Raw genomic sequence first — 12,149 nt, forward strand, 5'->3', positions numbered from 1 at the left:
AATCATGGAAACAGCGAAACAGTTTGCAGGAAAAGGCGTCGTCGTCACCGGCGCGCTCGGCGTTTTCGGCCGCGGCATCGCCAAAGCCTTTGCCGAGGCCGGCGCGAAGGTCTGCGTCACCGATCGCGACCAGGCCGCCCTCGATGCGCTTGCTCGCGAACTTGGCACGGAAGGCTCGTTCGGCTGCGCTGCCGAACTGACCTCGAAAGAGGAACTCGAAACCCTGATTGCCGCCGTCGGCGAAAAATGGGGCCATGCCGATGTGCTGATCAACAATGCCGGCGTCTATCCGAGCGGTTTCCTGCTCGATATCGACGCCGATGAATGGGACCGCATCTTCGACGTCAACCTGCGCGCTCCCTTCATCCTGACGCGCGGCTTCGCCCGGCAGATGATCGACAAGGGTGCCAAGGGCTCTATCATCAACATTTCCTCGGGCGCTGCCCGCAAGATGCGCCGCACGGTCGTGCCCTACTGCACCTCAAAGACCGCGCTGGACCGAATGACCAAGGGTTTTGCGCTGGAACTCGCCGAATTCGGCATCCGCGTCAACGCGCTGGAGCCCGGCTTTGCCGCCGGCAGCACCGCCAGCCCGCTCACCGACGCGCATGTGAGGAACACCGTCTCCAACATACCCCTGGGACGCGCCAGCACGATCGAGGATATCGCGCCGGGGCTCTTCTATCTGGCCTCGGATGCCTCGTCCTATGTCACCGGTTCGACGCTGACGATCGACGGCGGCAATTCCGCCGGCACGATGACAGTCACGCAGGACAAGAAGTCGCCGCTATGAGCCCGCTCGACCTTCCTGAACCCTATCCCTGGCCGGACGGCAGGCAGTCGGCCTTTTGCTTTTCCATCGACGTCGATGCCCATGCGCCGTGGATGTGGAGCAACCGCAAAGATGTGCCGGAACTGCTTTCGCATCTGGAGCAGCGCCGCTACGGGCCGCGTATCGGCATCAGCCGCATTGCCGATCTTCTCGCCCGTCATGGAGTGAAGGCAAGCTTCTTCGTGCCGGCCGCTGTCGCCGAGGAAAATCCATGGATGTTGCCGGCGCTCACGGAAGCCGGTCATGAAATCGGCCTGCACGGCTATTTCCACGAGATCGTCAACGAAACGCGCGATGAGGAATTCACCCGCGTTCTCGAGGCGTCCATCGCGCTGTTTGAAAGCCAGACGGGCAGGAAACCGGCCGGCTTCCGCTCGCCGGCCTGGGAAATGACGCCGCATATGCTGGCTGAGGTCAAGCGCCACGGCTTTTACGACAGCTCGCTGATGGGCTTCGACACACCCTATTCGGTTGACGGCGTCACGGAAGTGCCGGTCAACTGGGCAACGGACGATGCCATCTTCTTCAAGTTTCTCGACGGACGCGACGCGCGCGCGCCGCTCGGCACCAACCAGATGCTCGAAGCATGGAAAGAGGAGCTCGCCGCCAGCCGCCGATTCTCGACGCTGTTCATGCTGACCGTGCATGACTGGATCTCGGGTCGGGGTTCACGCATCACCATGCTCGACCGGCTTCTGGAAGACGTGCTTTCGGACAGGAACATCTGGGTCGCGACGGCAGGGGAGATCGCGGCCCACTACCGTGACCATGGCGCGGGCCGCGATGCCGTTTCGCCGGACATCCCGGCCTCGCTTTTTGACCACCCGGCCTGGAAAGGCGCATGATGCAAACCTGGAATATCAAGAAATCGGCGGTTGCGAGCGACAAGGGCATTGTCGCCGCCCAGCATTTCGAGGCGGCGGAAGCCGGCGCAAGGGTGCTGGCTGCCGGCGGCAACGCCATGGATGCGGCGGTCACGGCCGCCTTCGTTCTCTCGATTGTCGAGCCCTGGCTGAGCGGCATCGGCGGCGGCGGATTTCTGCTCTGGAGCGATGCCGATGGCGGCCCCGTCGAAGCGCTCGATTTCAACGTGCGCTCCAGCCGAAACATGGCCCCGGAACAGTATCCTCTGATCGGCGGCAATGACGGCGACTGGTTCGACTGGCCCGCGGTAAAGGACGATCGCAACATTATCGGCTATTCCTCGATCTGCGTGCCGGGCTCGGTCGCAGGCCTTGCCGAAGCGCTTGAAAAACACGGAACGCTCTGCCTTGCCGAAGCCCTGCAGCCGGCCATCGAGATTGCCGAGCGCGGCATGCTGGTCGACTGGTTTACCTCGCTCTGCCTGGCCATCGATCAACGCGGCCTTTCGATGTTTCCAGAGACCGCCCGCCTCTTCCTCGATGAGGACGGCCATGCGCTGAAGGCGAAGAACGGCGCGGAGACCTATCTGCCGATGCCCGCCAAGGCGAAGCTTCTGAAGCGACTGGCCAAGGCCGGCGCGCGCGACTTCTACGAGGGCGAGATCGCCGCCGGCCTGGTGCGCGACCTCAATGCTGGCGGCTCTGTGATCGATGCCGCAGACCTTGCCGATTACCGGCCTGAATGGATCGCGGCTAGGGCGCTTGACTACCGGGGCCACGAGGTCAACGTCGCCTCCGGCCTTGGCGGCGGGCCGAGCCTTCTTGATACGCTGAAACGGCTCGAAACCACGCTGCCGGTTTCCGCCATTCCCGGCGCCCCTGCGGCAAAGGCCTATGCCCGCGCCATCCGCGCCACCTATGCCGACCGGCTGACGCATATGGGCCATGCCGGGGAAGGTCAGGACTGCACCAGCCATCTCTGCGTGGTCGACGCCGCCGGCAACATGGTCTCGCTTACCAACACGCTGCTGTCGCGCTTCGGCTCCAAGGTGGTTCTGCCGGAAAGCGGCATGCTGATGAACAACGGCATGATGTGGTTCGATCCGCGTCCCGGCGTTCCCAACCGCATCGCGCCGGATGTGAAACCGCTTGCCAACATGGCGCCGGTGATCGTTCGCAAGGCGGGTCGGCCGTGGATGGCGATCGGCGCGGCCGGCGGGCGCCAGATCTTCCCGGCGCTGACGCAAATTCTCTCCTATGTGATTGATGGCGGCATGGATCTCTCCGCGGCCTTCCACACGCCGCGCATCGACGCCAGCGCGCCGACCATTGCCGTCGACCGTGCGGCCGATGCCGATGTCGCGGCCGCCATTGCCGAAGATTTTTCCGTCAACCTTGTGACCAACACCCTGCACCCGGTCAATTTCTCCATCCCGTCCGCGGTGATGGCGAGGGAAGACGGGCATATCGGCATGGTCCATCCGGTCAACCCGTGGGCAAAGGCCGTGGCGGAGGATGATCTGGATGGCTGAAAGCCGGAAAGCGCCCACATTGGAAGTCTCAGGCCTTGAAATCTCCGTCGGCCCCTATTCCGTGGTCGACGGTGTGGATCTCGACATCGGCAAGGGCGAGATCGTTGCGCTTGTCGGCGAATCCGGGTCCGGCAAGAGCCTGACGGCGCTTTCGCTGCTGGGCCTGCTTGGCGGGCGCGTCGCCCAGACCGGCGGTGCAATCCGCCTCAACGGCGCCGCTCTCGATACAGCTGATGATATCGCGATGCGAAAGCTGCGGGGAACGGCGGTTTCGATGATCTTCCAGGAGCCTGTCGCCTCCCTCAACCCCCTCATGAGCGTCGGCGCGCAGGTGGCCGAAAGCCTCGTCGTTCATGGCCGCGCCGGCGAGCGCGACGCCTATCGGCAGGCCGTCGCCATGCTCGCCGATGTCGGCATTCCGGAACCGGAAAAGCGCGCGAAGCAATTCCCCTCCTCCCTTTCGGGCGGCATGTGCCAGCGCGTGATGATCGCCTCGGCGCTCATTGCCCGCCCGGACCTTCTGGTTGCCGACGAGCCGACGACCGCGCTCGATGTCACGGTGCAGGCGCAGATCCTGCAGCTGATGCGGCGGTTGCGCGATGAAACCGGAACTTCGATCCTGATCATAACGCACGACATGGGCGTGGTCGCTTCCGTCGCCGACCGGGTCTGCGTCATGTATGGCGGCCGGATCGTCGAGCAGGCCGATGTCGAGACGCTGTTTGCCGGGCCCCGCCATCCTTATACGAAACTCCTGCTGACCACGATCCCGAAGATCACCGACGAACCGAAGCGCGAGCTCTTTTCCATCAGCGGCACCGTACCGGATATCAGCGCCTTTCCGCAGGGCTGTCGCTTTCGCACCCGCTGTCCACTGGCGGCCGATATCTGCGCCCGGACCCCGCCGCTCGCCTTCCCCTCCGAGGGCGAAACCGGACGCAAGGTTGCCTGCTGGCGTCACGAAGAAACCGGAACACTGATATGAGCGCGAAGACCGAGACCGGCCACACCCCTCTGCTCCGGATCGAGGAACTGAAGGTTCACTTCCCTTCCGGCCGGAAGACGCTGTTTGCGAAGGAGCCGCAACAGGTGGTGAAGGCCGTCGACGGCGTGTCTTTTCATGTCTGTGAAGGCGAGACGCTGGCAATCGTCGGGGAATCCGGATGCGGCAAGTCGACCACCGGCAACGCCATTCTGGGGCTGGAGCCGGCAACCGAAGGTCGCATCTTCTTCCGCGGTCGCGACCTGACGGAGATGAATGCGATGGAGCGGGCCGCCATGTGGCGCAATCTCCAGGTCGTCTTTCAGGATCCGGTGTCGGCCCTTGATCCCAAGCGCACCATCGCTCAGTCGATTGCCGAACCGCTTGCCATCCACAATGTCCCCGCCCGCGAGCGCAAGGCGCGCGTGGATGAGCTTCTGGAGCAGGTCGGCCTCAATCCCGGCCAGCGTGACCGCTACCCGAACGAGCTTTCCGGCGGCCAGCGCCAGCGCGTGGTCATTGCAAGGGCGCTGGCGCTGAAGCCCGACGTGATCATTTGCGACGAGGCGGTCTCCGCCCTCGACGTCTCGATCCAGTCGCAGATCCTGAACCTCCTGATGCGGCTCCAGCGCGAGTTGGGCCTTGCCTATATCTTCATCTCCCACGACCTCTCGGTCGTCCGCCATATCGCTGACCGGGTGGTGGTGATGTATCTCGGCACGATCGTCGAGGAAGGACCGGCGGCAACGCTTTTTGCCGACCCGCGTCACCCTTACACGCAGGCGCTCCTGGCCGCCATTCCGTTGCCCGACCCCGTGGCCGAACGCAACAAGGTCGTTCAGCTTCTGGAAGGCGATCTGCCGAGCCCGCTCGATCCGCCGAAAGGCTGTCCCTTCATCACGCGCTGCCCCATTGCAGAAAGCCGCTGCGCGGACGACCGCCCGCCCGCCCGCCACACCGACGCGGGCGCCAGGCGGCTTGCCTGCTTCCTGAGCTAGATCGCTTCCGCTTCTCTCTGAATCGCGCAGGCGTTCTATCTCTTTGTTTTGTGCAGTTGCGGATGGAAAACCGGCATCCACCTTTCCTGCAACCGCTTTGGCGCTTCGTCCTTGCTGCAACCACATGGAAGCGCAAGGAACGCCGGGGAATTCAGGCTCCAGGGCGAGGCGCCGAAAACGGCAGCGAAACTTTGATGCAAAGATACAAACTTATGGTGGTGCCGCTTACGTGACTCGAACACGTGACCCCATCATTACGAATGATGTGCTCTACCAACTGAGCTAAAGCGGCCCGAACGCGGCTGGCGCGTTGCGATGCATGGGGCTGTTACAGGCTCTTGGCGGGTTTTTCAAGCGTCTTTGCCTGCAGCGCGGCAAAAAAAGATACAGGACGGACGGTCTTCGTCAGACGGGGCCGCGCAGAAGGGCAAGGGTCTCGGCGCGCTGTGCGGGATCGGTCTTGAACACGCCGCGCGAAACCAGCGTGACGGTATTGGCGCCATGAGCCTTGATGCCGCGCATCTCCATGCACATGTGGCGCGCTTCTGCCAGCACCATGACGCCCTTCGGCCTGAGGACGGTTTCGATCGCGTCGGCAATCTGGTCGGTCAACCGCTCCTGAAGCTGCGGCCGGCGGGCAAGCGTTTCGACCACGCGGGCGAGCTTGGAAAGGCCGGTCAGTCGTCCGCCATCCGGCAGATAGGCGATATGCGCCCTTCCGAAGAACGGCAGGAGGTGATGCTCGCACATGGTGTGAAAGGCGATCTCCCTGACGATGACGATCTCGTTGTGTCCGTCTTCGGTGAAGACCGTCTTCAGATGTTCCGAAGCATCCTCATGAAGGCCGGAAAAGACGTCCATGTACATTTTCGCCACCCGCGAGGGCGTGTCCCTGAGGCCCTCGCGCGTAGGATCCTCGCCGAGCGCCGCCAGAATCTCGCTCACGGCCTTCATGATCGTCTCGCGCCGCTGATCGTCGATATGTCTCGGAATGTCGTTCACGCTTCACCCTTTGCTTGCCGGACACGCTTGTCTTTTGTTTTTCCGCGCGTCCGGACGGAAAACCGATCTCCACTTTTCCCGGACCCGCTTTAGACCCTGGCGGATGTCAAGTTCAAGACCTTTCCGGCAGGGCGCTCCTCTGGCTCCCGGCAGACAGCACGCAGGCGGCCACGATCAGCGCGCCGCCGGCGAGGGTGGGCCATGTGGGGATTTCGTCGAAGAAGACAAAACCGTAGAACCCCGCCCAGACAAGCGAGGAGTAATCGACCACCGCATAAAGCGAGGCCGGCATGCGGTTCAGCCCGGCGACCAGAAAGATGAAGCCGAGCGCGCCGCAAAGCCCGATCAGGGCGATCTGCCAGGAAAGCGCCGGATCGGGCGCCTGCCACAGCAAGAGCGCCATCGGCGCCGAGAAAAGCGCGGCAAAGGCTGTCTGCATCATGCTGAGCGTGATCGGATGGTCATTGGCCGACGAGCGCTTCATCGCGATCGCGGTGAATGCATAGGCGAGCGGCGCGGCAAGCCCGGCTGCGATGGCGGCAAGCGAGACTGGCGGTCCGGCAAGCCCCGAGCCCCTCGCCGCAACGATGAGCCCCGATCCCGACACCGCGAGCAGAAGCGCCAGATAGGTCGCCCGCCCGGGCCGCTCGCCGAAGACCAGCGCGCCGAGCAGGGCCATGTAGATCGGCGCGGTCATGGCCAGCGCGAGCGCCATGACCAGCGGCATGCCGGCAATGCCGTAGAAGAACAGGCTGGCGGTGGCGGCAGCGAGAAACCCTTTCAGCGCATGGTCCTTCATGAAGCCGGGTTTCGGCCTCCGGCGCACGAAGACGGCAACGAACAGGCCAAGAAACAGCGCCGAGACCGTGTAGCGCAGGAACGTGACCTGAAAGCTCGACATCTCCGCCCCGAGGCTTTTCGCCAGCGCGTCGACGCCCGACAGCGTCGCGACCGCCGCAACCGCAAAGCCGATGCCCGAAGTGCGGGTCAGTGACGCCATGCTCTCCCCCTTGCCGACGCGCCCGGGGTTCTCCGGGCAGCGCGCTCAATCACCGGCGATAGACCCGGTCCCTCGGGCGGTCAAGCCGTCGAAGGGGCAGAACGGTTCGCCTTCTGAAAATGCCTCCGGGCCTTTTCCGGCGATCGCAAATGACCTATGGAAGGACAAAACCAAGGGAGCCGTCGCCATGGCCAAGATGATCCATTCGATGATCCGCGTGCTGGATGAGACCCGGTCGATCGATTTCTACCACCTGCTGTTCGGCCTTGAGGTGGTGGACCGTTTCCCGTTTGACGGCTTCACGCTCATCTATCTCGCCAATGCCGAGACCGGTTTCGAACTGGAACTGACGGTCAATGCAGGCCAGAGCGAGGCCTATGATCTCGGCGATGGCTATGGCCATCTCGCCGTCAGCGTGGCAGACATCGAGGCCGAACATCGGCGTCTGACCGAACTCGGCATTCCCGTCGGCAGGCTGGTCGCCATGGAGCGCGAGGGCGCGCCCTTTGCCCGCTTCTTCTTCGTGACGGACCCCGACGGCTACAAGATCGAGGTGCTCGAACGCGGCGGCCGCTTTCAGTAGGCGCCGATCTGTTGCAGAATGAAGCGCGTGCGGGTCTCGATATCGGCCTTGGGCAGGAGAACCGGGCGGTAACCGAGTTTCGGGTAGAAATTCAGCAATCGCTCATATTCGGCGATTCCCTCCTCCAGCCCGTGGCGACGTTCGGCGTCGTTGACGTAGATTTCCGGCCACGGCGGGACCATGAAAACGGTCTCGTTGTAGCGAAGCTGCCTGACGATATCGGGGATTGCGACTGTTCCGGTTGCATGGCCGAGGCCCGCCACGGCATCAACCAGGCCGCGATCGAAGAAAACGGGCCCGGCTGTATCGTGCATTGCCCGGTGGTCGGCGGCGGCCATTGCGACCGCTCTTCGGGCAAAGGCTGCCATGTCCACCCACGGCAGCGCCTTGCCCTCGCCGGCCTGTTCCTCCGCCACAATCCGGCGGCCGGGCTCGGGAACCACGGAAAAGCCCAGGGCGGCAAGCGCCTCGATCAGGCTCGACTTGCCGCCGCCCGAGCAGCCGGAAATGGCGAAGAACCGTTCCACCGGCGTTCAGGATGCGGTTTCGCAGGCAATGCCCGGATCGTTCTCGCCGTTCATCACGTTATAGAGCGTCGCCCCGTCACCCTTCGTCCACCAGACATAGGGACCGGCCGCATAGCGCGCGCCGGAAGCGGAAATCACCTGGGCGGCGATGGTCAGGTGATCCGGCCACTCGAGCCGCGCCAGCGAAACCTCGCCGCTCGTCACGTAACGCGCCTTCAGCGTGAAGCCGCCGCAATCGTACACGGCCTCGGTGTCGATCGCGTCCGGACCGCCCGGCACCTTGATCGACAGCGCGCTCTGCGCCTGCGCCGCACCGGCCATAAGCCCGGCAAACATGACGGACATCAATACTTTTCTTTTCCTCGACATGAACCTTCCCTATCATTGGTCTGATTTGAAGCGCCCAACCGGCTGGGGGTGCCGTTTCGGATAGCCGCGGCAGACTAATATGCCAGATTGATCTTGCTCAAGGCCGCGCTAAAAACTTAGCCTTAAGTCGAAGGCGTCTTGCGGCGGCATCCGGGCAGAAGCGGGTTCACGTTAACCCTCAGCTTTGCCGAAGTCCACCCGGCCGGCTTGCGCATGACGGAAACCGGAAGAGACCGATATGGCAGAAGAAGCGGACCAAAGCCTTGCCCTCCCAAAGGCCTCAGTCTGCCCGGCACGCAGTGCGGACGCGGGAACGCACGGGTCCGCAATGAACACCTTTCAGCCCTTCTCAGCACGAACCTCCCGAGCATAACCCGATCACCCAAGGAGTATTCCACGATGGCCGACAAATTCGACGTCGCAGGCTTCAACAAGAATTTCATCGAGCGCGCCGCGCAGAAGCCGGCGATCGCGACCGCCGTTGTGCACCCCTGCAGTCGCGACGCGCTCTTGGGCGCCGTCGAGGCCGCCCATGAAAACCTGATCGAGCCGATTCTGGTCGGCCCGGAAAGCAAGATCAAGGCCATCGCCGATGAGAACGAGATCGACATTTCCGGCTATAGGATGATCGACACGCCGCACAGCCATGCCTCCGCCGCGCAGGCCGTCGCCCTTGCCAGCAAGGGCGAGGCCGAAGCCCTGATGAAGGGCAGCCTGCACACGGATGAATATATGGGCGCCGTCATCAAGAAGGATGCCGGGCTGAGGACCGGCCGGCGCATATCCCACGTCTTCGCCATGGTTGATCCGGAATATCCCAAGCCCTTCTTTATCACCGACGCGGCGATGAACATCAAACCGGACCTTGCCGCCAAGGTCGACATTGCCCAGAACGCCATCGATCTGATGATCGCGATCTCCGATGTCGAGATCACGCCGAAGGTCGCCGTGCTCTCGGCCGTTGAAACCGTAAATCCCGCGATCCAGTCGACCATAGACGCCGCCTGCCTGTCGAAGATGGCCGATCGCGGACAGATCACCAATGCCATCGTTGACGGACCGCTGGCCTTCGACAATGCGATCAGCCTCGAGGCCGCCAAGATCAAGGGCATCTCGTCGGTCGTTTCCGGTGATGCCGATATCCTGCTGACGCCTGATCTGGAATCCGGCAACATGCTGGCCAAGCAGCTCGTGCTTCTCGGCGGCGCCACCTCCTCGGGCATCATCCTCGGCGCCCGCATTCCGATCATCCTGACAAGCCGCGCCGATGGCGCGCAGGCCCGTATCGGCTCCTGCGCGATTGCGGCCCTGATGGCGGATGCCCGCCGCAACGGCCGTTTCCCGGCGCTCTGAGCAGCGACGAACCGACGACTCCCAAGCCGCCGCGGCGAAAGCCGCGGCGGCTTTTTCATGTCCGCGTCTTGCCATGACGCCCCAAAGGCGTATAACCGCCGCCCTTCGCAAGACATTCCCTCAGATCAAAGGACGGCGTCATGACCGCGCTCGGCTTGGACTTCGGCACGACCAATACCGTGATCGCGCTTCCCGCGGATGGTGAGAACGAAACCCGTTCGCTGACATTCGAGAGCCTGGCGGGAACGACCGACACGATGCGGACCTGCCTTTCCTTCATGAAGGACCGGCAGGCCGCCGTCGGCGCGCCGCTTGTCACGGAAGCGGGCGCAGCGGCGATCCGCACGCTGATCGACCATCCCGGCGAGTGCCGCTTCCTCCAGTCGATCAAGACCTATGCGGCAAGCCCGCTGTTTTCGGAGACGGCCGTGCTCGGCCGCCGCCACTCATTTGCCGACCTGATGGCCGTATTCCTGGAAAAGCTGATGGCCTATGCGGGCGATGGCTGGCCCCGCGATGTTGCCCGTGTCGTCGCCGGCCGCCCGGTGCGCTTTGCCGGCATCGGCGCCGACGAGACGCTGGCGCTGGAGCGCTACAATGACGCGCTCTCACGCTTCGGTTTCCCGGAAATCCGCTTCGTGCTGGAGCCGGTGGCGGCCGCCTGGTATTTCGCCAGCCGGCTTGAGAGCGATGCCAATGTCCTGGTCGCCGATTTCGGCGGCGGCACTACCGACTATTCGATCATCCGCTTTTCGAAAAGCGCAGGCAAGCTTTCCGCCGAACCCCTGTCGCATTCCGGCGTCGGCGTGGCCGGCGACATGTTCGACTACCGCATCATCGACAATGTGGTGAGCCCGATGCTCGGCAAGGGCACGACCTACAGGAGCTTCGGCAAAAACCTCGACGTGCCGTCGAACTATTACGCCAGTTTCGGCCGCTGGAGCCAGCTGTCGATCTTCAAGACCACGCGCGACTTTGCCGACCTGAAGAGTCTGGTGCGGGACGCAAGCGACCCGGAGGCGCTGGAGCTCTTCATCGAGCTCATCGAGAACGACGAGGGCTATCCGCTCTATGAGGCGGTCTCGGCCGCCAAGCGGGCGCTCTCGGAGAACGAGGAAGCGGAATTCTTCTTCGCGCCGCTCGGCCGCGACAGCCGCCGCATGGTGCGCCGGGCCGATTTCGAGGGTTGGATTTCGGGCGAGTTGCGGCAGATGGAGGACGCGCTCGACGAGGCGATCGCGGCGGCTGGCATCGCCGCAACCGAGATCGACAAGGTGTTCCTGACCGGCGGCTCCTCCTTCGTGCCGGCCGTCCGGAACATCTTCGAAAATCGCTTCGACGTCTCCCGCATCGAAACCGGCGGCGAGCTTCTCTCGATCGCGCACGGTCTGGCGCTGATCGGCGCGGAGGAGAATTTCCCGCACGAAGCCTGAGCGCTTCGCGCCTCAGACGAAACGAACCTTACAAAAAAAACCCGGCGCGAAGGCCGGGTCTTTCCTGAAGCTCTTGTCAGTCCGCTCAGTTGGCAGGCTGCTGGACCTTGGCGCGGGCCTGTTCCTCGGCCATGCGCTTCTGGAACATCTGCGCGAAGTCGATCGGGTCGACCAGAAGCGGCGGGTAGCCGCCGTTGCGGGTAGCGTCCGCCACGATCTGGCGGGCAAACGGGAAGAGCAGGCGCGGGCATTCGATGAACAGCATCGGCAGCACGTGTTCCTTGGGGAAGTTCGCCACCCGGAAGACGCCGCCATAGACCAGCTCGCACAGGAACAGCGTCTTGTCGTTGGATTTGGCCTCGGCCTTCAGCGACAAGAGAACATCGTAATTGTCCTCGCCGAGCGGATTGGCGTTGACATTGACACTGATGTTGATGTTCGGCTGGCCTTCGCGCTTCTGCAGCGAAGCCGGGGCGCCGGGATTTTCGAAGGAAAGATCCTTGATGTACTGCGTCAGAATGCTGAGCGACGGGCTCTGCTTCTTCTCAGCGCCGTTTTCCTCTGCCATTTCGCGTCCTTTCGAGTGGTCAATTTGGATTGCCAGTTAGCATTTAGGGCGCAAGCGCACAACCCTTGGCCGCCCCTGAAGAGCCCGCAGCGCAAGGCGCGTGACCG

13 protein-coding genes and 1 tRNA gene are annotated in these 12,149 nt (G+C 63.4%); 8 read left to right on the forward strand and 6 right to left on the reverse strand.

Features of this window, described 5'->3' with window-relative positions; all coding sequences use genetic code 11:
* The first annotated feature begins 4 nt into the window (after nucleotides 1-4).
* Genes JET14_RS20065 through JET14_RS20085 form a run of 5 tightly spaced genes read left to right on the forward strand, consistent with a single transcriptional unit; the run spans nucleotide 5 to nucleotide 5,207 of the window.
* Complete coding sequence (locus tag JET14_RS20065) at nucleotides 5-793, forward strand: SDR family NAD(P)-dependent oxidoreductase (RefSeq protein WP_200335957.1); 789 nt, start codon at nucleotides 5-7, stop codon at nucleotides 791-793.
* On the forward strand, nucleotides 790-1,677 hold the full coding sequence (locus JET14_RS20070) for a polysaccharide deacetylase family protein (RefSeq protein ID WP_200335962.1): 888 nt from the start codon (nucleotides 790-792) through the stop codon (nucleotides 1,675-1,677). Before JET14_RS20065 ends, JET14_RS20070 begins: the two co-directional genes overlap by 4 nt.
* Nucleotides 1,674-3,227, forward strand: a complete 1,554-nt coding sequence (locus tag JET14_RS20075; protein WP_246750407.1) for a gamma-glutamyltransferase family protein — start codon at nucleotides 1,674-1,676, stop codon at nucleotides 3,225-3,227. Before JET14_RS20070 ends, JET14_RS20075 begins: the two co-directional genes overlap by 4 nt.
* On the forward strand, nucleotides 3,220-4,212 hold the full coding sequence (locus JET14_RS20080; protein WP_200335964.1) for an ABC transporter ATP-binding protein: 993 nt from the start codon (nucleotides 3,220-3,222) through the stop codon (nucleotides 4,210-4,212). Before JET14_RS20075 ends, JET14_RS20080 begins: the two co-directional genes overlap by 8 nt.
* Nucleotides 4,209-5,207, forward strand: a complete 999-nt coding sequence (locus tag JET14_RS20085; protein ID WP_200335971.1) for an ABC transporter ATP-binding protein — start codon at nucleotides 4,209-4,211, stop codon at nucleotides 5,205-5,207. The genes JET14_RS20080 and JET14_RS20085 overlap by 4 nt, the downstream gene beginning before the upstream one ends.
* A 216-nt stretch (nucleotides 5,208-5,423) precedes the next feature.
* On the opposite strand, the gene JET14_RS20090 is transcribed toward JET14_RS20085, so the two are convergent.
* The 3 genes from JET14_RS20090 to JET14_RS20100 all read right to left on the reverse strand — a co-directional run bounded on the left by JET14_RS20090 (nucleotide 5,424) and on the right by JET14_RS20100 (nucleotide 7,209).
* Nucleotides 5,424-5,499, reverse strand: a tRNA-Thr gene (locus JET14_RS20090).
* Between the two features lie 113 nt (nucleotides 5,500-5,612).
* Nucleotides 5,613-6,209, reverse strand: coding sequence for a GTP cyclohydrolase I FolE (gene folE, locus JET14_RS20095; RefSeq protein WP_246750410.1), 597 nt, complete (start codon nucleotides 6,207-6,209; stop codon nucleotides 5,613-5,615).
* A gap of 112 nt (nucleotides 6,210-6,321) precedes the next feature.
* A complete protein-coding gene (locus JET14_RS20100) occupies nucleotides 6,322-7,209 on the reverse strand; it encodes a DMT family transporter (protein ID WP_200335973.1) in 888 nt (295 codons plus the stop codon).
* A 187-nt stretch (nucleotides 7,210-7,396) separates the two neighbouring features.
* On the opposite strand from JET14_RS20100, the gene JET14_RS20105 reads away from it, so the two are divergent.
* Complete coding sequence (locus JET14_RS20105; RefSeq protein ID WP_200335977.1) at nucleotides 7,397-7,792, forward strand: VOC family protein; 396 nt, start codon at nucleotides 7,397-7,399, stop codon at nucleotides 7,790-7,792.
* Here JET14_RS20105 and JET14_RS20110 read toward each other — a convergent pair.
* Both JET14_RS20110 and JET14_RS20115 read right to left on the reverse strand, forming a co-directional pair.
* Complete coding sequence (locus JET14_RS20110) at nucleotides 7,786-8,319, reverse strand: AAA family ATPase (RefSeq protein ID WP_200335978.1); 534 nt, start codon at nucleotides 8,317-8,319, stop codon at nucleotides 7,786-7,788. The two genes, JET14_RS20105 and JET14_RS20110, sit on opposite strands and share 7 nt — an antisense overlap.
* Before the next feature lie 6 nt (nucleotides 8,320-8,325).
* On the reverse strand, nucleotides 8,326-8,664 hold the full coding sequence (locus JET14_RS20115; RefSeq protein WP_024707596.1) for an MliC family protein: 339 nt from the start codon (nucleotides 8,662-8,664) through the stop codon (nucleotides 8,326-8,328).
* 423 nt (nucleotides 8,665-9,087) lie between these two features.
* Between JET14_RS20115 and JET14_RS20120 the strand changes: the two genes are divergently transcribed.
* Together JET14_RS20120 and JET14_RS20125 are read left to right on the forward strand one after the other, a co-directional pair.
* On the forward strand, nucleotides 9,088-10,041 hold the full coding sequence (locus tag JET14_RS20120) for a bifunctional enoyl-CoA hydratase/phosphate acetyltransferase (protein ID WP_024707597.1): 954 nt from the start codon (nucleotides 9,088-9,090) through the stop codon (nucleotides 10,039-10,041).
* Between the two features lie 140 nt (nucleotides 10,042-10,181).
* Entirely contained in the window at nucleotides 10,182-11,474 is a 1,293-nt protein-coding gene (locus JET14_RS20125; protein WP_200335979.1) for an Hsp70 family protein, read from the forward strand.
* Nucleotides 11,475-11,559: 85 nt separating this feature from the next.
* On the opposite strand, the gene secB is transcribed toward JET14_RS20125, so the two are convergent.
* Entirely contained in the window at nucleotides 11,560-12,042 is a 483-nt protein-coding gene (gene secB, locus JET14_RS20130; protein WP_200335981.1) for a protein-export chaperone SecB, read from the reverse strand.
* Between the last annotated feature and the right edge of the window lie 107 nt (nucleotides 12,043-12,149).

It is taken from the genome of Martelella lutilitoris (genome assembly GCF_016598595.1).
Lineage (GTDB): Bacteria > Pseudomonadota > Alphaproteobacteria > Rhizobiales > Rhizobiaceae > Martelella > Martelella lutilitoris_A.